This window comes from Halomonas sp. LBP4, from assembly GCF_003202205.1.
GTDB lineage: Bacteria > Pseudomonadota > Gammaproteobacteria > Pseudomonadales > Halomonadaceae > Halomonas > Halomonas flagellata.
Genome location: NZ_PDOG01000003.1, coordinates 382,680 through 401,495, shown reverse-complemented (window position 1 = coordinate 401,495; position 18,816 = coordinate 382,680). Strand labels below are relative to the sequence as shown.

Annotated in this window: 14 protein-coding genes; 3 read left to right on the top strand and 11 right to left on the bottom strand. The window is 67.7% G+C overall.

The window, feature by feature from the left end:
- Positions 1-174: 174 nt before the first annotated feature.
- Both mfd and CR157_RS12250 read left to right on the top strand, forming a co-directional pair.
- Positions 175-3,624 (top strand): transcription-repair coupling factor, encoded by a 3,450-nt coding sequence (gene mfd, locus CR157_RS12255; RefSeq protein WP_110283810.1) that lies wholly within the window; start codon positions 175-177, stop codon positions 3,622-3,624.
- 184 nt (positions 3,625-3,808) lie between these two features.
- Positions 3,809-4,864: a L,D-transpeptidase family protein gene (locus tag CR157_RS12250; RefSeq protein ID WP_181422047.1), complete on the top strand. Its 1,056-nt coding sequence runs from the start codon at positions 3,809-3,811 to the stop codon at positions 4,862-4,864.
- A 123-nt stretch (positions 4,865-4,987) separates the two neighbouring features.
- On the opposite strand, the gene CR157_RS12245 is transcribed toward CR157_RS12250, so the two are convergent.
- The 8 genes from CR157_RS12245 to CR157_RS12205 all read right to left on the bottom strand — a co-directional run bounded on the left by CR157_RS12245 (position 4,988) and on the right by CR157_RS12205 (position 14,968).
- On the bottom strand, positions 4,988-5,251 hold the full coding sequence (locus CR157_RS12245) for an Lpp/OprI family alanine-zipper lipoprotein (RefSeq protein ID WP_110283808.1): 264 nt from the start codon (positions 5,249-5,251) through the stop codon (positions 4,988-4,990).
- Positions 5,252-5,428: 177 nt separating this feature from the next.
- Positions 5,429-6,043 (bottom strand): L,D-transpeptidase family protein, encoded by a 615-nt coding sequence (locus CR157_RS12240; protein WP_110284026.1) that lies wholly within the window; start codon positions 6,041-6,043, stop codon positions 5,429-5,431.
- Positions 6,044-6,215: 172 nt separating this feature from the next.
- Positions 6,216-7,808, bottom strand: a complete 1,593-nt coding sequence (locus CR157_RS12235; RefSeq protein ID WP_110283807.1) for an ABC-F family ATPase — start codon at positions 7,806-7,808, stop codon at positions 6,216-6,218.
- Between the two features lie 168 nt (positions 7,809-7,976).
- Positions 7,977-8,402 carry a hypothetical protein gene (locus CR157_RS12230; protein WP_110283806.1) on the bottom strand — a complete coding sequence of 142 codons (426 nt, stop codon included), beginning with the start codon at positions 8,400-8,402 and terminating at the stop codon, positions 7,977-7,979.
- Between the two features lie 190 nt (positions 8,403-8,592).
- The gene (locus tag CR157_RS12220) at positions 8,593-9,066 is read right to left on the bottom strand and encodes a LabA-like NYN domain-containing protein (protein WP_110284025.1); all 474 of its coding nucleotides are present in this window, start codon (positions 9,064-9,066) and stop codon (positions 8,593-8,595) included.
- Positions 9,067-9,086: 20 nt separating this feature from the next.
- Complete coding sequence (locus CR157_RS12215; RefSeq protein ID WP_110283805.1) at positions 9,087-9,551, bottom strand: DUF6586 family protein; 465 nt, start codon at positions 9,549-9,551, stop codon at positions 9,087-9,089.
- A complete protein-coding gene (gene topA / locus CR157_RS12210) occupies positions 9,548-12,193 on the bottom strand; it encodes a type I DNA topoisomerase (protein WP_110283804.1) in 2,646 nt (881 codons plus the stop codon). The genes CR157_RS12215 and topA overlap by 4 nt, the downstream gene beginning before the upstream one ends.
- A 264-nt stretch (positions 12,194-12,457) precedes the next feature.
- A complete protein-coding gene (locus tag CR157_RS12205; protein ID WP_110283803.1) occupies positions 12,458-14,968 on the bottom strand; it encodes a DUF3141 domain-containing protein in 2,511 nt (836 codons plus the stop codon).
- Between the two features lie 308 nt (positions 14,969-15,276).
- Here CR157_RS12205 and lipA point away from each other — a divergent pair, with 308 nt between their 5' ends.
- Positions 15,277-16,329, top strand: coding sequence for a lipoyl synthase (gene lipA, locus CR157_RS12200; protein WP_110283802.1), 1,053 nt, complete (start codon positions 15,277-15,279; stop codon positions 16,327-16,329).
- A gap of 187 nt (positions 16,330-16,516) precedes the next feature.
- On the opposite strand, the gene lipB is transcribed toward lipA, so the two are convergent.
- The 3 genes from lipB to CR157_RS12185 form a co-directional block, all read right to left on the bottom strand.
- Complete coding sequence (gene lipB / locus CR157_RS12195) at positions 16,517-17,230, bottom strand: lipoyl(octanoyl) transferase LipB (protein ID WP_110283801.1); 714 nt, start codon at positions 17,228-17,230, stop codon at positions 16,517-16,519.
- Positions 17,230-17,544 (bottom strand): HP0495 family protein, encoded by a 315-nt coding sequence (locus CR157_RS12190; protein ID WP_110283800.1) that lies wholly within the window; start codon positions 17,542-17,544, stop codon positions 17,230-17,232. Before CR157_RS12190 ends, lipB begins: the two co-directional genes overlap by 1 nt.
- A gap of 65 nt (positions 17,545-17,609) precedes the next feature.
- On the bottom strand, positions 17,610-18,812 hold the full coding sequence (locus CR157_RS12185) for a D-alanyl-D-alanine carboxypeptidase family protein (protein ID WP_110284024.1): 1,203 nt from the start codon (positions 18,810-18,812) through the stop codon (positions 17,610-17,612).
- Positions 18,813-18,816 lie beyond the last annotated feature (4 nt).

The window sequence follows — 18,816 nt, the reverse complement described above, 5'->3', positions numbered from 1 at the left end:
GGGGGGCCGTCCGCCCGGGGCAATCGCAGTATGGTCGCAGCCGCTGTAGGGGGATTACAGGAAACGGCGTTTGACTACAAGCGCGCGTCATGGGGCTGGTATGATGGTCCCGGAATCCAGCTGAAACCACTGCGGGAGGGGTTCGTGCCTCACCGCCACCCAGCCGAAGAGACCATGCCGACCTTCTCGCCGCTCGACCCCCCGAGGCCACAGGGCCTGCGCGACACCCTCTACTGGCAGACGCCCCCCGGCAGCGCCAGCGCCCTCGCCCTGGCCCGACTGGCCAGCGATGCGCCGCTGCTGGTGATCACCGCCGACACCGCCCAGGCCCAGCGCCTGGAGAACGACCTGCGCTTCTACGCCCGGCTGCCGGTACTGCCCTTTCCCGACTGGGAGACCCTGCCCTACGACAGCTTCTCGCCCCACCAGGACATCGTCTCGGCCCGGTTGCGGACCCTGCGCCTGCTGCAGGACGGCGAGCACGGCATCGTGCTGGTGCCGATCAACACCCTGATGCAGCGGCTGCCGCCGGTGGAGTACATCGCCGGGCGGGTGCTGACCCTGGAGGTGGGCATGCACCTCGACCGGGAAGGCTTTCGCGAGAGCCTGTCCCGGGCCGGCTACCGCGCCGTGGAGACCGTCTTCGAACCCGGCGAATACGCCCTGCGTGGCGCCCTGATCGATCTCTTCCCCATGGGCAGCGAGACCCCGCTGCGCATCGACCTGTTCGACGACGAGGTCGACACCCTGCGTCGCTTCGACCCGGACAGCCAGCGCAGCCAGGACAAGGTCGAGCGCGTCGAGCTGCTGCCGGCCCACGAGTACTCGCTGTCGCGCTCGGCCATCGCCTGCTTCCGCGAGGGCTTCGAGACCCTGTTCGACGTCGACCCGCGCCAGTGCCCGCTCTACGTGGACGCCCTCAAGGGCATCCCCTCCCCCGGCCTGGAGCAGTACCTGCCGCTGTTCTTCGAACGGACGGCGACCCTGTTCGAGCACCTGGCCGAGGGCACCCGGGTGGCCCTGCTGCCCGGCGTTCGCGAGGCCGCCGAACACCACTGGGCGTCCATCGAGAGCCGTTTCGAGAACCTCGGCGTCGACCCCACCCGACCGCTACTGCCCCCCCATCGCGCCTTCGTCCCGGTGGCCGAGGTGTTCGGCGCCATCAAGCGCCACCCGCGGGTGGCGCTGACCGACGACGCCGACCATCGCCATGCCCACCTGCCCCGGGCGAAGGCGGCGCCCACTGTGGCGGTCGACGCCCGGGCCAGGCAGCCGCTCGCCGCCCTCGAGACCTTCCTCGCCGAGCATGGCGACAGCCGGGTGCTGTTCGTCGCCGAGTCACGCGGGCGACGCGAGGCGATGGAGGAGACCCTGGCCCCGCTGCACCTGGCCCTGCCCCATGTAGAGGGCTTCGACGCCTTCCTCGCGGGCGAGACGCGCCTGGCGATCACCGAGGGCGAGATCGACGCCGGCCTGTGGCTGACCGCGCCGGATCTTGCCGTGATCAGCGAGACCGAGCTGTTCGGCGAGGTGGTGCGCCAGAGCCGCCGGCGCGAGAAGGCCACCGACGACAACGAACTGGCGATCCGCCACCTCTCCGAGCTGCGCCCGGGCGCCCCGGTGGTGCACCAGGCCCACGGGGTGGGGCGCTACCAGGGACTCGAGACCCTCCAGGCCGGCGGCCAGGCCGCCGAGTTCGTCTCCCTGGAGTATGCCGACGGCGCCCGCCTCTACGTGCCCGTCGACAGCCTGCACCTGATCTCCCGCTACGCCGGGGTCGACGACGAGCTGGCCCCGCTGCACCGGCTCGGCTCCGACCAGTGGGACAAGGCGCGGCGCCGCGCCGCCGAGAAGATCCGCGACACCGCCGCCGAGCTGCTCGATATCTACGCCCGCCGCGAGGCCCGCGAGGGCTTCGCCTGTGCGCCGCCGGATATCGAGTACGCCCGCTTCGCGGCCAATTTCCCCTTCGAGGAGACGCCGGACCAGCGCGCCGCCATCACCGCCGTGCTCGGGGACATGACCGCGCCGCGGCCCATGGACCGGGTGGTGTGCGGCGATGTGGGCTTCGGCAAGACCGAGGTCGCCATGCGCGCCGCCTTCCTCGCCGTGCACTCGGGTCGCCAGGTGGTGGTGCTGGTACCCACCACCCTGCTCGCCCGTCAACACTTCGAGAACTTCCGCGACCGTTTCGCCGACACCGCGGTGAACATCGAGCTGATCTCCCGCTTCACCGAGGGCAAGGGGCAGGCCGCCTCCCTCAAGCGCATCGAGGGCGGCCAGGCGGACATCGTCATCGGCACCCACAAGCTGCTGTCGAAGTCGATGAAGCTGCCCAACATGGGCCTGCTGGTCATCGACGAGGAGCACCGCTTCGGGGTGGCCCAGAAGGAGCGCCTCAAGAGCCTGCGGGCGGAGGTGGACATCCTGACCATGACCGCCACGCCGATCCCGCGGACCCTGAACATGGCCATGAGCGGCATCCGGGACCTCTCGATCATCGCCACGCCGCCCGCCCGGCGCCTGTCGGTGAAGACCTTCGTCCAGCAGCGCGACGAGGCGGTGATCAAGGAGGCCCTGCTGCGCGAGATCCTGCGCGGCGGCCAGGTCTACTTCCTGCACAACGAGGTCAAGACCATCGAGACCGCCGCCGACAAGGTACGCGAACTGGTGCCCGAGGCGCGGGTCGGGGTCGCCCACGGTCAGCTGCCCGAGCGGGCACTGGAGCGGGTGATGTCGGACTTCTACCACAAGCGCTTCAACGTGCTGGTCTGCTCCACCATCATCGAGACCGGCATCGACGTGCCCAGCGCCAACACCATCGTCATCGAGCGCGCCGACAAGTTCGGCCTGGCCCAGCTGCACCAGCTGCGTGGCCGGGTCGGGCGCAGCCACCACCAGGCCTACGCCTACCTGCTGGCGCCGCCGCCGCGGGCCATGACCCGGGATGCCGTCAAGCGCCTGGAGGCCATCGCCGGGGCCGAGGAGCTCGGCGCGGGCTTCACCCTGGCCAGCCACGACATGGAGATCCGCGGCGCGGGCGAACTGCTCGGCGAGGAGCAGAGCGGACAGATGGAGGCCATCGGCTACGGGCTCTACATGGAGATGCTCGACCGGGCGGTGAAGGCGATTCGCGCCGGCAAGACCCCCAACATCGAGGCGCCCCTCGACGAGGGCGTCGAGATCGGCCTGAACCTGCCGGCACTGATTCCCGATGACTACCTGCACGACGTGCAGCAGCGCCTGGTGATGTACAAGCGCATCGCGAGCGCCGCGAACGAGGCCGAACTCAAGGAGCTGCAGGTGGAGATGGTCGACCGCTTCGGCCTGTTGCCGGTCCCGGTGAAGACCCTGCTGCGCCAGACGCGACTGCGCCAGCGCGCCGAGAAACTCGGCATCGTGCGCCTCGAGGCGGGGCCGGAGAAGGGCCGGGTGATCTTCGGCGGCCAGACCCGGGTCGACCCCCTGACCCTGGTCGAGCTGATCCAGGGCTCGCCCGACCGCTACCGCCTCGATGGCGCCGACACCCTGCGCTTCGAGGCGAACATGGAGAAGGCAGAGGCGCGCTTCCAGGCGGTGGAGCAACTGCTCGAGGCCCTCAACCGCAAGGCCGAGGCGGCCTGAACGAGATTTTCCCGTGGCGAACCGCTGCGCCATAGGGCATTCTATATTGTTAGCCAAGCGGAACATCGCAGCCTGATCCCTGACACTGCCGGCAAGGACACCGGCGTGTCGTGACAACCGTCATGACCGGCAACGGACACTTGGCCGTCCGCCCGGACGACAGCACTACGAGATAATGACGTCGATGAAACCTTCAAGACTGGCCAGCCACTCGGCGATGGGCCTCCTGACCCTGGGCCTGACCGCCGCCCTGGTTGCCACCATGATCCCCAGCGCCGCCCTCGCCGAGGAGGCGGAGCCGGTGCGCGGCCACTATCCGCTGCCCGAGACCGGCAACGTGATCGGCGAGGCCTATACCGTCTCGGTCGAGGAAGGCGACACCCTGATCGACCTCGCCCGCGAGCACAACGTGGGGTACGAGGCGATCCGCATGGCCAACCCGGATGTCAGCCTCTGGGCGCCCTTCGCCGGTACCGAGGTGGTCATTCCGAACCGCCATATCCTGCCCGACGCCCCTCGCGAGGGCATCGTGATCAACCTCTCCGAGTTGCGGCTCTACTACTACTCGGGCGAGGACGTGGTCGAGACCTACCCGATCAGCGTGGGCCGTGACGGCTTCGCCACGCCGGTGGGCGTGACGAAGACCACCGTCAAGGTCGAGGACCCGGCCTGGTCGCCGCCGCGCTCCATGCGCGAGGAGGCGGCGGCCCGGGGGGAGCCGGTGCCCAGCGTGGTGCCCCCGGGCCCGGACAACCCCTTGGGCCGTCATGCCATCCTGCTCGGCCTGCCGAGCTACCTGATCCACGGTACCAACAAGCCCGACGGCGTCGGCATGCGCGCCAGCCGCGGCTGCATTCGCATGTTCCCCGAGGACATCGAGTCGCTCTACGAGCGGGTGCCGAGCGGTACCAAGGTGAACATCGTCGACCAGCCCTTCAAGGCCGGCTGGTCGGAGGATGGCGAGCTCTACGTCCAGTCCTTCCCGCAACTGGAGGAGAACGAGGGCAGTTTCGAGCCGTTTCTCAACGCCATCGAGGTGGTGACCCGCGCCTTCGGCGAGGAGCAGCCCCCGATCGACTACGCCATGCTGCGCGGCGTGGTGGAGAGCCCCGACGGCAGCGTCGTCTCCCTGCTGCGCGAGGCCGAGGAGGAGCCCACGCCCGCTGCCCCATCGCTCGAGGAGGCCGATGGGCTGTTCCAGGAACTGGAGATCACGGCCCTGGTCGACCAGCCGAACTGACCACGGCCGGGCAGGTTTCGCCCCGAGACCGACAGGACAGCAACAGAAAACCCCGCCGAGGCGGGGTTTTCTCGTACTACAGAACCGCCTCCATCCATGGATGGAGGCGGCACTCCGACAGAATTACTTCTGCATGGAGCGCTGGAACATGCGGTTCATTTCCTCACGGTTCTGCTCGGACATCTGCAGAGCCGCCCGGGCGTCACGCTGCGCCTGGTTGGCAGTGTTCTGGGCCTGGGTGGCAATGCTACGAGCTTCAGCGGCGTCGGCCTGGGCGGCCTCGGCAGTCTGACGCACTTCTTCCAGAGCGCTGTTGGAAGCACAGCCGGCCAGGATGGCCAGGGAGGCAGCAGCGGCGGTCAGCTTCAGGGTGGTCTTCAGAGTCATGGTGTTCTCCTTGAGTCTTCCTTGGGTAGTGCGTTGGTGATGCCTGAGATCAGGCTTCCTGCTCATGCAGGATTTTCTTGCAGCGACTTCTGCTGCGAAGCACAGGAGTCAAACGCTGTTTTATTATACACAACGGCGCTTGTCCATAGCTAGGAACGTCCCTTGCGCATGTAAAGCCTAGCGGATCACGACGCGAGTGCCAATGTCGATCAACTCCGCCAGCCGCTCGATCTGGGCATCGGTCACCGCCACACAGCCCTGAGTCCAGTGAAAACGGCTATGGATGTCGGGGTCACCCTTGCCGATTCCGTGGATGCCGATGAACCCCCCCAGGGCCGTCTGCTGCGGGGGATGGCCGCGACGGCGATAGTAGTCGAAATAGTCGTCGTAATCCTGCTGGGTGTAGATCCCCGACTCCAGCGCCATGCGCGCATGGGAGGGCGTCGGGTAATCGATGCCGATGAAGATGTGCCAGTCGCTCTCGCGGTTGAAACGGTTGACGCGGAATTCACCGAGCGGGGTCGCGTTATCGCCTCTCGTCCGCTGGGTCCTGGCCCCGCCACGACCCAGGGAGATCGGGGCGAAGCGCTCGAGTTGGGCATTGCCACGATAGACGGTCAGGGTGGCGTCGCGGTCGTCGACCAGCACCCAGAGTTCGTCGGGGTACTCCGGCAGATGGGCACGGGACAGCATGGTCTCGATCAGGTCGGCCCGGGCGATATCCGCCCCCAGCAGCGTGAACGGAGCGCTCAGCGCCATCAGGGTGAAGCGGCGGCGAGACAAGGGGGTCATCGGGTGGTTCTCGACAGCGTTGAAGGACAGGTCGGACGGCCAAGCGTGACCGAGCCGAACGAAACGGAAATTGATGCCGTTATAACGCACTCCGCCCTCCCCCTGCCAGGTGTTCTCCCTCAACGCAGCGCGGTGCCGGCCAATCACCATCGCCATGACGCCCGGCGGTTCCTCAGCCGTAGAGGCCCTGGCTTCTCAGGTAGTCGTCGTAGCTGCCGCTGAAGTCGGTGATGCCGGCATCGCTCATGTCGAGGATCCGGGTGGCCAGCGAGGAGACGAACTCGCGGTCGTGGCTGACGAAGATCAGGGTGCCGGGGTAGTGCTCGAGAGCCAGGTTGAGCGCCTCGATGGACTCCATGTCCAGGTGGTTGGTGGGCTCGTCCATCAGCAGCACGTTGGGGCGGGTCAGCGACAGCTTGCCGAACAGCATGCGGCCCTGCTCGCCGCCGGAGATCACCTTCACCGACTTGCCGATGTCGTCGCTGGAGAACAGCATCCGTCCCAGGGCGCCACGGATCACCTGCTCGCCGCCGTCGGTCCACTGGGCCATCCACTCGAACAGGGTGGCGTCGTTGGCGAAGTCGTCGGCGTGATCCTGGGCGAAGACGCCGAGCTCGGCACTGTCGGTCCAGCGCACCGCCCCGGCCAGGGGGTGCAGCTCGCCGGCCAGTGTCCTGAGCAGCGTGGTCTTGCCGATGCCATTGGGGCCGATGATGGCGATGCGTTCGCCGGCCTCCACGGTCATGCCGAGGCCCTCGAACAGCGGCGCCTCGCCGGGATACCCCTGACTCAAGGCCTCGACGTTGACCGCATTGCGGTGGATCTTCCTGCCCTGCTCGAAGCGGATGAAGGGGCTGACACGGCTCGAGGGCTTGATGTCCTCGAGCTTGATCTTGTCGATCTGCCGCGCCCGGGAGGTGGCCTGCTTGGCCTTGGAGGCGTTGGCCGAGAAGCGGCTGACGAAGGCCTGCAGCTCGGCGATCTGCGCCTTCTTCCGGGCGTTGTCTGCGTGCTGGCGCTCGCGGGCCGCGGTGGCCGCAGTCATGTAGTCGTCGTAGTTGCCGGGGAACAGCCGGATCTCGCCATAGTCCAGGTCCGCCATGTGGGTGCAGACGCTGTTGAGGAAGTGGCGGTCGTGGGAAATGATGATCATGGTGCTGTTGCGCGCGGTCAGCATCCCTTCCAGCCAGCGGATGGTGTTGATGTCCAGATGGTTGGTGGGCTCGTCGAGCAGCAGCACGTCGGGGTCGGCGAACAGCGCCTGGGCCAGCAGGACGCGCAGTTTCCAGCCCGGCGCTACCTCGCTCATGGGGCCGACGTGCTGCTCGATCGGGATACCCAGCCCCAGCAGCAGCTCGCCGGCACGGGCCTCGGCGGTGTAGCCGTCGAGCTCGGCGAAGCGGACCTCCAGGTCGGCCACGGCCATGCCGTCTTCCTCGCTCATCTCCGGCAGCGCGTAGATGCGCTCGCGCTCGGCCGCCACCTCCCACAGCTCGCGGTTGCCCATGATCACGGTGTCGATGACCCGCTCGGATTCAAAGGCGAACTGGTCCTGGCCCAGCTTGCCGAGGCGCGCGCCGGACTCGACCATCACCTGGCCGGACGACGGCTCCAGGTCACCGCCCAGGATCTTCATGAAGGTGGACTTGCCACAGCCGTTGGCGCCGATCAGGCCGTAGCGGTGGCCGTTGCCGAACTTGATGGAGACGTTCTCGAACAGGGGCCTGGCCCCGAACTGCATGGTGATGTTGGCGGTGGAGATCACGTGGGGGTCCAATCGAGGTGCAAAAGTTCGCGATTGTACCGGTTATGGGCGCGAGTCACACGCCGGGAAGGCCTGGCTCTGGCCGGGCGCCTGCGCCATCGGCATGTCCCCGCCCGACAGGAGACTTCCTGCCGGGACGCCGCGCCGGGCCATCCGGGGGATGGGAGGTCAGTCGCTCCGCTCGAGGGTGAACATGGAGAGCAGCTTGTCCCGCTTGCCATAGAGGTGAACCGTGGTCTCCTCGAAGGGAAAGCTATCGAGGTACTCACGGTTGAGGCGCGGCTTGTGGGCATGGATCATCGCCGCCACCAGGCGCTCGCGGTTGACGTAGCCGGACAACCCCACGGAATACCAGAGGACCTCTCCCTCCTTCAGGCACTCCTGCCACCTGGGACGGTCCTCGTGATGCTGCAGCCGAAAGCCCACATCGCGATGCTCGCCGATGTAGAGCAGCTCCTGCACCGCCATCTCGCCGCTCTGGGGGTCGGGACCGGCACGGAAGACACAGAAGATGCCGGACTCGTTGGGCACCTCGCGTAGCTGCTCGTCCGTCCAGTAACCGAGCATCTTGGGAGACAGGGTGATTTCCATCATGGGGTCCTCCTCAATAGTCCTCGAGCCGTTGCATGTCCCCGGCGAGGCGCCGCACCTCCGCCTCGAGGCCAGCGGAGCGCGCCTCGAAGCACGTCTTCTCGTCAGTGGCAGCACCGGTTGGCTCTCGTCTACATCCTAGCCAACGCCCGCGGGCCGCGCCTGGCGTGTATCAACGGGGGACGTTGAAAGACTAGAGCAGCAGCGACCCCTCGATGGGCACGAAGTCGCTGGCCGCACGGATCAGGGAATCGGCGGTGAGGCGCGCCACGCCGACCACGGTCACCCCGACACCGTGGCGCTCGCGCAGCCGCTGCACCAGCAGGTCGAAATCGCCGTCACCGGAGACCAGCACCACCCGGTCGACCTGGGGCGCGACCTCGATGGCGTCCAGGGTGATGCCCACGTCCCAGTCGCCCTTGGCGGAGCCGTCACGGCGCTGGATGAAGGGCTTGAGCTTCACACAGAAACCGATGCCGCGCAGGATGTTCTGGAACTGGCGCTGGCGCGCATCGCCGCGCTCCACCGCATAGGCGTTGGCCACCACCACCTCACGCCCGGTGGCGAAGCGCGCCCAGAAGGCGTTGTAGTCGAAGTGCCGGCCGAAGACCTGACGCGTGGTGTAGTAGACGTTCTGCACGTCAACGAGGATGGCGACGCGCTCCACGGTGGCCTCCGCCACGCGGCTCACCACTCCTGGCTGGTCTCGCGCAGCGCCGCGAGCTCCGCCTTGGCCTCGCGCAGACACCAGCGCAGCTCGTCGGCCAGCGCCGCCCCGCTGCCGGTAGCGATCAGGCCCTGGGCGGCGCCGCTGGTGCGCCGGGCCACGCCATCGCTGCCATGCAGGGCCTCGAGCCGGGCCAGCAGCCAGGCCAGCCAGCTGTCCTCCCGGGAGGCCAGCTCGCGCAGCCGCTGCAGTTCGGCCATGGCGCGCCCCTCGGGGCCGAGCAGCTCGCGCCAGTCGTGCCGCTCGAGCAGCGCATGCTCGGTGACTTCGCGCAGCAGCGACTGCAGCGCCAGCTCGGTCAGCGCCAGGGCCGCCTCCTCCACCGCCATGCGCCGTGCCTCGGCATGCTCGTCGTCGCCGGGGACGACGTCGAGCAGCAACTCGGCCTGGTAGAGCAGTTGATTGGTACGCGAACGCGGGGTCACTTGCGCTTGTCCTCCACCTGCCACTTGCCGTTGTCGAAGGTGGCCTTCCAGCCGGTGGCCTTGCCGTCCTCGTCGGTCATCACGAACTGCTCCCTGGCCTTGCGCGAGAAGCGGATCTGGGCCGGACGGCCGTCCGGGTCCTCGCTGGGGGCGTCGAGCAGGAAGCGGTACTTCTCGGGCAGCTCCTCGGCGTGGGCCTTGAGCTCGCGCACCAGCGGCGGTCGGGTCTCGCGGTTCTTGGGGAACTTGCTCGCCGCCAGGAACAAACCGCTGGCGCCGTCGCGCAGCACATAGTGATCGTCGACCTTCTGGCAGGCCAGCTCCGGCATGGGGATGGGGTCCATCTTGGGCGGGGCCACCTCACCACTGCGCAGCAGCTTGCGGGTGTTCTTGCACTCGCTGTTGGTGCAGCCGAAGTACTTGCCGAAGCGCCCACTCTTGAGCTGCATCTCGCTGCCGCACTTGTCGCACTCGATGGTCGGGCCGTCGTACCCCTTGATGCGGAACTTGCCCTGCTCGATCTCGTGGCCGTCACAGTCGGGGCTGTTGCCGCAGATATGCAGCTTGCGCGTCTCGTCGATCAGGTAGCTGTCCATGGCAGTGCCACACTTGGGGCAGCGGTGCTTGGCGCGCAGCGCCTCGGTCTCGGCTTCCTCGTCGGCGTCGGCGGCCACCGCCTCCTCGCCGGGCAGCAGGTCGATGGTGGTCTTGCAGCGCTCCTTGGGCGGCAGGTTATAACCCGAGCAACCCAGGAAAACCCCGGTGGAAGCGGTGCGGATCTGCATCTTGCGCCCGCAGCTCGGGCAGTCGATGTCGGTCGGCACCGGCTGGTTGGGGCGCATCCCCGCCTCGCTCTCGGCGGCCTCGAGCTCCTGGCGGAACTCGGCGTAGAAGGCATCGAGCAGTTCGCGCCAGTTGCGCTCGCCTTCGGCCACCTCGTCGAGGCCATCCTCCATGCGCGCCGTGAAGGAGTAGTCCATCAGGTCGGGGAAGGACTCCTTGAGCCGCTCGGTGACGATGTCGCCGAGTTTCTCGGCATAGAAGCGACGATTCTCCAGCTTGACGTAGCCGCGGTCCTGGATGGTGGAGATGATCGCGGCATAGGTGGAGGGCCGGCCGATGCCGCGCTTCTCCAGCTCCTTGACCAGGCTTGCCTCGGTGTAGCGCGCCGGCGGCTTGGTGAAGTGCTGCTGGGGGTCGAGCGCCGCGAGGGTCATCGGCGTGCCCTCGGCGAGATCCGGCAGGGCCTGGTCCTCGCTCTTGCCGGCCGGCTTCATTACCCGGGTGTAGCCGTCGAACTTGAGCACCCGGCCCTTGGCCCTGAGCTCGTAGCCGTCGGCCTCGACGGTCAGGGTACTCGAGAGGTACTCGGCCGGCGTCATCTGGCAGGCGACGAACTGGCGCCAGATCAGCTCGTAGAGGCGCTCGGCGTCGCGCTCCATGCCGGCGAGGTCGCCAGCCCGGCGGTCGACCTCGGAGGGGCGGATCGCCTCGTGGGCCTCCTGGGCGCCCTCCTTGCTGGAGTAGCGGTTGGGTGCCTCGGGCAGGTAGCGCGGCCCGAACTCGCTGCCGATGAAGTCGCGGACATGCGCCACCGCATCCTTGGAGAGATTGGTGGAGTCGGTACGCATGTAGGTGATGTAGCCCGCCTCGTAGAGGCGCTGGGCCAGGGTCATGGTCTTCTTCACCGAGAAGCCGAGACGGCCGCTGGCCGCCTGCTGCAGCGTCGAGGTGATAAAGGGGGCGTTGGGCTTGGAACGGGTCGGCTTGTCTTCTCTGGCGGTGATCGAGAGACGCGCCTGCTTCAGCGCCGCGATGCGCTCGAGGGTCTCGGCCTCGGAGGTGGGACGGAAGGCCTTGCCGTCCTGGCGCACCAGCTCGAAGCGCACCGGTTCGGCCTTCTCCCGGCCCGCCTTATCCCCCGGCACGAGGTCGGCGTGGACGTCCCAGAACTCCTCGGGGACGAAGGCACGGATCTCCCGTTCACGCTCGACGATCAGCCGCATGGCCACCGACTGCACCCGTCCGGCGGACAGACCGCGGGCGATCTTGGCCCACAGCAGCGGCGAGAGCATGAAGCCGACGACGCGGTCGAGGAAGCGCCGCGCCTGCTGCGCCTCGACCCGCGGGATGTTCAGGTTGCCGGGGTCCTGGAAGGCCTCCTGGATGGCATTCCTGGTGATCTCGTTGAACACCACCCGACGGTAGCGGCTCTCGTCGCCGCCGATGGTCTCGCGAAGGTGCCAGGCGATGGCTTCCCCCTCGCGATCGAGGTCGGTGGCGAGATAGACGGCATCGGCCTTCTCGGCGAGCTTCTGCAGCTCGGCCACCACCTTCTCCTTGCCCGGCAGGATCTCGTAGTTGGCCTTCCAGCCGTGCTCGGGGTCGATGCCCATGCGCCGAATCAACTGCTCGCGGGACTTGTGCTTCCTGTACTCGGCCTTCTCTTCCGCCGACATCTTGCGGGTCGCGGCGGCCTGGCGTGCACGCTCCTTGGGGTCGGAGGCCGCCTTGCCCGAGCCGCTGGTCGGCAGGTCACGGATGTGCCCCACGCTCGACTTCACAATGAACTCGTTGCCGAGGTACTTGTTGATCGTCTTGGCCTTGGCCGGCGACTCGACGATGACCAGTGACTTGCCCATAGTGCTCCACTATTGTGCATGGCGCGCTGGCATCGCAGCGCGCCTGACGGTTCCGTCCACCCGTCTCCCGGGCGGTGAAAAATCCGCTTACCCTACCCCAGCACCGCGCGTCACGCCAGTCGCAGGCGGTGCACATGGCGCAAGGCGGCTTTCTGACCCTAGACCGCCGAGGCAGGCCACGGCAAGGCGCCAGGCCCGGTGACACAATGACGAACGCCCCCGCCGGAAGTTCCAGCGGGGGCGTCGCGTCAGGGGCGTGGCGGCTCAGGCCTCGCCATCCCCCTCCGGGGAGCGAGAGGTGCCGGGAGCCGCTTTTTCCTTGCCCTTGGCGGCCTCGGCTTCGGGCTTCTGCGGCTCGGCGGCCTCGGCTTCGGGCTTCTGCGGCTCGGCGGCCTCGGCTTCGGGCTTCTGCGGCTCGGCGGCCTCGGGCTTGTCGGCAGCCTTGCGCGCCCGGGTCGCCTTGCCGGAGGCCCGCGTTCCGCTACCGCTCGCCGGCGTCCGAGCGGGTGTCGCCTTGGGCACGGTCTTCGCCGATGAGGCGGCCGGGCCATTGTCCAGCGTCAGGGCCGGCGATGGCCGGGCAGGCGCGGCCGGGCGTGCCCGGGCAAACAGCGCCTTGATGCGCTCGAAGCGATCCGCGACATGTTCGGAGAGCTCGCCGCTGGCGGCCAGCACATGCTCGATATGCGCCAGGTCCTCGTCGATCTGCTCGGCGCTCTGCCCCTCGAGCAGGGCCGGGATCGCCGCCAGTGCCGCCTCGCGATCGAGCTTGAGAATGAAGAACTGCTCGCGCATCAGGTGCTTGAAGTCGGCCAGCTGAATGCTCGGCTCCAGCTCGGCGCGGGAAGCGCGCAGGCGGTTGAAGTTGCGCTCGTCGGTGGCCGGTGCCCCGCCCAGCACGTAGATCACGGCGCGCATCACCGCCTCGTGGCTGCCGCCCTCGGCGATATGAGCCCGCAGCTCGGCCTGGCGGCGCTCGACGAAGCGGCGGTGCTCGGGCTCGGCCCCCGGGCGACGACGGTGGACATGGGCATCGCCGCCCAGGCCGACCAGTGCCTGCAGCAACGGCTGGCCGTAGAAGTCCAGGAACAGCCGCTCGATGCTGCTGTCGCGCAGGTCACGCCAGGCGTTCAGGCCGCGGGTGAACTGATCGGAGACGATGCTCTCGATTACCCGGAAGAGGTTGTCCTCCCCGAGCGGGTGGCGATCGGCGCGTACCCGCTCGGCCAGCACCGGGACCGGCACCATCAGGGGGTTGCGATCGGAGAGCAGCCGATAGCCCAGGCGGTTGGGGTGCATGCGGCGCAACCACTTCGCCGATTCCGGCGTGGCCAGGGCGCGAACCCAGGGCTGCAGGAACTGCCGGTACAGCCCCAGGTTGATCTCCGAGATCCGCGCCACGGTGGCGAAGCGGGTGTCGTCCTCGGGCCGGTGCTGGACCTCCTGGTCGAGCTCCTCGATGGTCCGCGGGGTGAACTCCAGCAGGTAGTCGCGCTCGATCAGCTCGGCGTCGCTGCGTTCGGCCGCCGAGGAGATCGTGGTCTCGTAGAGGCCCGGCGGCAGCACGTCGATGTAGTCCATGTTGGCAGTGAACTCGGCGTGCTCCTTGCGCGAGACGCTGCCCGAGACGAAGATTCCCAGGTGCCCGGTGGTGTCGTGGACGCAATAGACGATGGTCTGCTCGTTGGCGATGATGTCCTCGACCCCCTCGTAGAGGTCGCGCACCCAGCCAAGTGCCTGGGGCGGCGGGGTGATGTCGTCGCCCCGGGAGCAGAACACCACCACCGGCGAGCGCACGTTGCGCAGGTCGATGCGACGACCGTCGGAGGTCACCAGCTGGGCGGTGGAGAGCCGGTTGCCGACGAAGAGGTTGTCGACGATGTACTGGATCTCCTCGCCGCCCAGCACGACGTGCCCACCCCACCAGCGCTCGAACTCCAGGTAGCGACTCGCCTCGGTATCGACCCGGGAAAAGAGCTGGTACTGCTTGCGCCACCAGGTGTTCGCCGGGTTCAGGCGCTCGAAGTTCTGGACCAGAAAGGCACCGTCGAACAGCCCGGCCCCCAGGTCGCCGAGCAGCGAGGTCATCCAGCTGCCGCCGGTCAGGCCCCCGGTATAACGCATCGGCGCGCCGCCGCGCTCGCCGGCCCAGTAGGAGAGCGGGGCTCCGGCGATCAGGATGGGGCCGAACAGGTCGGGCTCGAGCGAGGCCGCCATCATGACCTGCCAACCGGCCTGGCAGTTGCCCACCACCATGGGTTTCTCGGACGTTTCCACATGGCGCTCGCCGACGTGGCGCAGGAAGGCGATCTCGGCCTCGACCACGTCCTCGACGGTCTGCCCCGGCACCGGATACGGCAAGAAGCCGATGAAGTAGCAGGGGTGACCGGCATTCAGCGCGATGCCGAGCTCGCTGTCGGGCTTGAAGCCACCGATGCCGGGACCATGACCGGCACGGGGATCGACCACCACGAAGGGACGCATCTGGGGATCGATGGTGACGCCCTCGGGCGGCATGACACGCAGCAGCTCGTAGTTCACGGGCCGCGGCAGCGTGTGACCGTCCATCAGCACCTCGGTCTCGAAGCCCAGCACGCTGGGCTTGGTCTGCTCGATATGCTCGAGGTACTGGTTGCCACGCAGGCGCATGACATCCATGTAGAGGACACTGCGCTCCAGGACGTCGCGCCAGTAGTCATAGGCCGCGCGTCCGAAGCCGAACGGGTCCAGGAAAGGCAGCGCAGCTGTCAGGGGGGGCGGCATCAGGGAATTCATCTCGGGCTCCAGGCTTGGCGTGGATGAAATGCTGCATTGCAATATAGCGCATTTTCTCCGACACGACGAGCGGAGGTTGAATGACAGTTTAATCCCTGTTTCGGAACAGGGCCTGGATCAGCGATGCGGCCCGCGACGCGCCCCGCCTGTCCAGGGTCGCGGCTCCTGTGGTACCTTTACGCTCCCTGCCAACGTATCATTCGGCGCAGCATGCAGCTTAGTGGCGGCCCCCGGTGCGGTCATTCCGCGGCGGCCTCACCACATCTTCAAGACGTCGACAGCCGACGAGTAGAGAGGCTCAACATCCCATGAGCGATACCACCTCCAAGCGAGTGCCCAGCGGTGAGAAATTCCGCAACGAGCGCGGCATGGCCGTGATCAAGGATGGCATCAAGCAACGCAAGCAGGTCGAGGACAGTACCGCGACCGAGCGCAAGCCTCACTGGTTGCGTGCCCAGATCCCCGGAGGGGGGCGCTTCGATGCGGTGAAGAAGAACGTCGCAACACACCGGCTCAGCACCGTCTGTGCCGAATCGCACTGTCCGAACATGGGCGAATGCTGGAGCAACGGTACCGCGACCATCATGCTGATGGGCTCGGTCTGCACGCGGGCCTGCCGTTTCTGTGCCGTGGACACCGGCAACCCACGGGGCTGGCTCGACGATGAGGAGCCGGAGAACACGGCGAAGTCGGTCGAGCTCATGGGGCTGCGCTATGTCGTGCTGACTTCCGTGGACCGCGACGACCTCCCCGACGGCGGTGCAGCACACTACGCGTCCTGCATCCGCGCCATCAAGACCCACACGCCGGAGGTGGTCGTCGAGGCCCTGACCCCGGACTTCGACGGTGAACCGGCGGCCATCGAGCGCGTCGTCGATTCGGGCCTGGAGGTGTTCGCCCAGAACGTCGAGACCGTCGAGCGCCTCACCGAGCGGGTGCGGGATCCCCGGGCCGGCTACCGCAAGACCCTGGACGTCCTGGCGCATGCCAAGCGGCACAACCCCAAGGTCATCACCAAGACCAGCCTGATGCTCGGCCTGGGCGAGACCGAGGAGGAGGTCCTGGCGACCTTCGACGACCTGCGCGCCATCGGCGTGGACATCGTGACCCTGGGGCAGTACCTGCGCCCGACGCGCAACCACCTGCCGGTCGAGCGCTGGGTCACGCCGGAGGAGTTCGACCGCTACCGCCGGCTGGGCCTCGAGAAGGGCTTCATGGAGGTCCCCTCCGGCCCGCTGGTACGCTCCAGCTACCGGGCCGACCGGGTGTTCGAGAAGAACAACCTGGGGCTCGCCGCCCCCGCCGAGGTACCGGGTCAGGCGGCGGACCCCAACCGCATCGACGCCATCAACGTCGGCTAGTGCCGAGCGCCCGACGACATGGAGCCGTCGGGCGCTGCAGCGAAGCGATATCTACCCGGGAACGCAAGCGTAGTGACCGACGGCCCCCGAGACCTGAGAACGCGGCTTTCCGGCGACAGGCTTTCGCGGAGGCGCTGTGAACCCCTCCCTGGGCGCTACTTTTTCCTTCCCTGGAAAAAGACCTCCGCTACTCCCTGTCCCCGGCGCCGCTCACCTCAGCAGTCACCCGCATCCGCGAGTATTCTGCCGGGCGCTCGGCGTCGACCAGCTCCCGCCCCAACTCCTTCGCCAGACACTCGGCCAGGCATTCGCCTACCGCCTCGACGCCGGGGCAATCGTCGACCAGGTCGGCCAGACGGGTCATGGCCATGCCGGCATGACCGCAGGGGTTGATGCGCTCGAAGGGCGAGAGGTCGCCATCGACGTTCAACGCCACGCCGTGGAAGCTCGCCCCGCGCCGGATACGCAGCCCCAGGGAGGCGATCTTGGCCTCCCCCACATAGACGCCAGGGGCGTCGGGCCGCGCCCGCGACGCCACGCCGTAACCGTCGAGCAGGGCGATCACCGCCTTCTCGAGCGCCGTCACCAGGTCGCGCACGCCGACCCGCGCGCGACGCACGTCGAGCAGCGGGTAGAGCACCACCTGCCCCGGGCCATGGTAGGTCACCTGGCCACCGCGGTCGGTGGCCACCACCGGGATGTCGCCGGGCATCAGCAGGTGCTCGGGCTTGCCGGCCTGCCCCTGGGTGAACACCGGATCATGCTCGACTAGCCAGAACTGGTCGACCGTGGCGGCATCGCGCGTATCGGTGAGTTCGCGCATGGCCTGCCAGACCGGCAGGTAGGGCTGCCGCCCGAGCCGGTGGACGGCGATGGGGAGTAGCGCTCCGGCTGCCGGCATCAGACCACCATATGCACTCGGCCGGTGGCCTTGAGGTCGACGAACAGCGCCTTGAGCTGCTCTTCGCCGGTGGCGCGGATGCTCAGGCGCACCGACTGGAAGCGGCCATTGCGGCTCGCCACCACCTCGAGCCGGCTGCCGTCGAACTCCGGGTCGTGGCGGCTGACCACCTGGCAAACGGTAGCGGCGAAGTCCTCGGCGGCATCGCCCACTACCTTGAGCGGGTAGCGGCAGGGGAAGGTGATCTTCGGCGGCCGACCGCCGGGCTTGGCGGTCGAGGGCCGGCGCAGGTCACGCAGGGTCTTGTCGTTCATCGTTCACCCCAGAAACACAATACCCGACCATTCTACTCAACCTAAGGCCGTCCACCAAGGTTCGCTCAGTCGAACCAGCCTGCGATCAAGTTACTGAAGAAGCGCCGCACCTGGTCGAAGAGGCGCTTGAAAAGACCACCCTCCTCGATGCTCTCCAGGGCGACCAGCGGCCGCTCGCCGACCACCTCGTCACCGAGGCGAACCTCCATCACCCCGACATTGTCTCCGGCCTGGATGGGGGCTTCGATATCGGCACGGATGTCCAGGCGTGCGGTGAGCTGATCGTTGCGTGCCCGCGGCACGGTCATCTGCACGTCGTCATCGACGCCCACCCGCAGCTCGTTCTTCTCGCCTCCCCAGATCCGCGGGGTGTTGAGTACCGCCCCCTGCTCGTAGAGCTTGAGGGTCTCGAAGTAGCGGAAGCCATAGCTGAGCAGCTTCTGGGTCTCCTGGGCACGAGACTCTTCCGACTCGGTGCCCATCACCGCCGAGATCAGTCGCATGCCATCGCGCTTGGCCGACGCCACCAGGCCGTAGCCCGCCTCGGTGGTCCAGCCCGTCTTGAGGCCATCGACGGCAGGATCGCGCCACAGCAGGCGGTTGCGGTTGGGCTGGCGGATATCGTTGTAGGTGAAGTACTTCTCCGCGTAGACGGCATAGTGCTCGGGATAGTCGTTGATGATGTGCTGGGCCAGCAGGCTCAGGTCCCGGGCCGAGGAGTACTGTTCGGGATGCGGCAGGCCGGTGGCGTTGGCGTAGTTGGTATTGTGCATCCCCAGGCGGGTGGCATGCTGGTTCATCAGGTCGGCGAACGGCGCCTCGCCGCCGGCGAGATGCTCGGCCACGGCGACACTGGCGTCGTTGCCCGAGGCGATGATGATGCCGTGGAGCAGCTCATGGATAGGGACCTGGGTGTCGACCTCGATGAACATCTTGGAACCACCGGTGCGCCAGGCATTCTCGCTGACCTGCACCAGGTCATCCATGGTGATGTTGCCGCGGTGCAGCTCCCGCTCGACCAGATAGGCGGTCATCAGCTTGGTCAGGCTCGCCGGCGGCAGGCGCTCATCGGCGTTGTGCTCCACCAGCACCCGACCGCTGTCGGCATCCATCAGGAACCACGACTTGGCCGCCAGTTGGGGAGGCGACGGGATCATGGTCTGGGGGGCGGGCACGGCCTGGGCCAGGGCCTGGGGAACGACCAGCATCAACAGGACCAGCAATACCGGGAACCAGCGACGGTGGAGCAGCGAGGGGGACACTCTCATGGGG

Bases quoted from the DNA above. Each gene is read 5' to 3' on its own strand.
- lipA (WP_110283802.1), top strand. From the start codon at position 15,277: ATGAGCGATACCACCTCCAAGCGAGTGCCCAGCGGTGAGAAATTCCGC.
- CR157_RS12250 (WP_181422047.1), top strand. From the start codon at position 3,809: ATGAAACCTTCAAGACTGGCCAGCCACTCGGCGATGGGCCTCCTGACC.
- lipB (WP_110283801.1), bottom strand. From the start codon at position 17,230: ATGCCGGCAGCCGGAGCGCTACTCCCCATCGCCGTCCACCGGCTCGGG.
- CR157_RS12190 (WP_110283800.1), bottom strand. From the start codon at position 17,544: ATGAACGACAAGACCCTGCGTGACCTGCGCCGGCCCTCGACCGCCAAG.
- CR157_RS12205 (WP_110283803.1), bottom strand. From the start codon at position 14,968: ATGAATTCCCTGATGCCGCCCCCCCTGACAGCTGCGCTGCCTTTCCTG.
- CR157_RS12185 (WP_110284024.1), bottom strand. From the start codon at position 18,812: ATGAGAGTGTCCCCCTCGCTGCTCCACCGTCGCTGGTTCCCGGTATTG.
- mfd (WP_110283810.1), top strand. From the start codon at position 175: ATGCCGACCTTCTCGCCGCTCGACCCCCCGAGGCCACAGGGCCTGCGC.
- topA (WP_110283804.1), bottom strand. From the start codon at position 12,193: ATGGGCAAGTCACTGGTCATCGTCGAGTCGCCGGCCAAGGCCAAGACG.
- CR157_RS12240 (WP_110284026.1), bottom strand. From the start codon at position 6,043: ATGACCCCCTTGTCTCGCCGCCGCTTCACCCTGATGGCGCTGAGCGCT.
- CR157_RS12230 (WP_110283806.1), bottom strand. From the start codon at position 8,402: ATGATGGAAATCACCCTGTCTCCCAAGATGCTCGGTTACTGGACGGAC.
- CR157_RS12245 (WP_110283808.1), bottom strand. From the start codon at position 5,251: ATGACTCTGAAGACCACCCTGAAGCTGACCGCCGCTGCTGCCTCCCTG.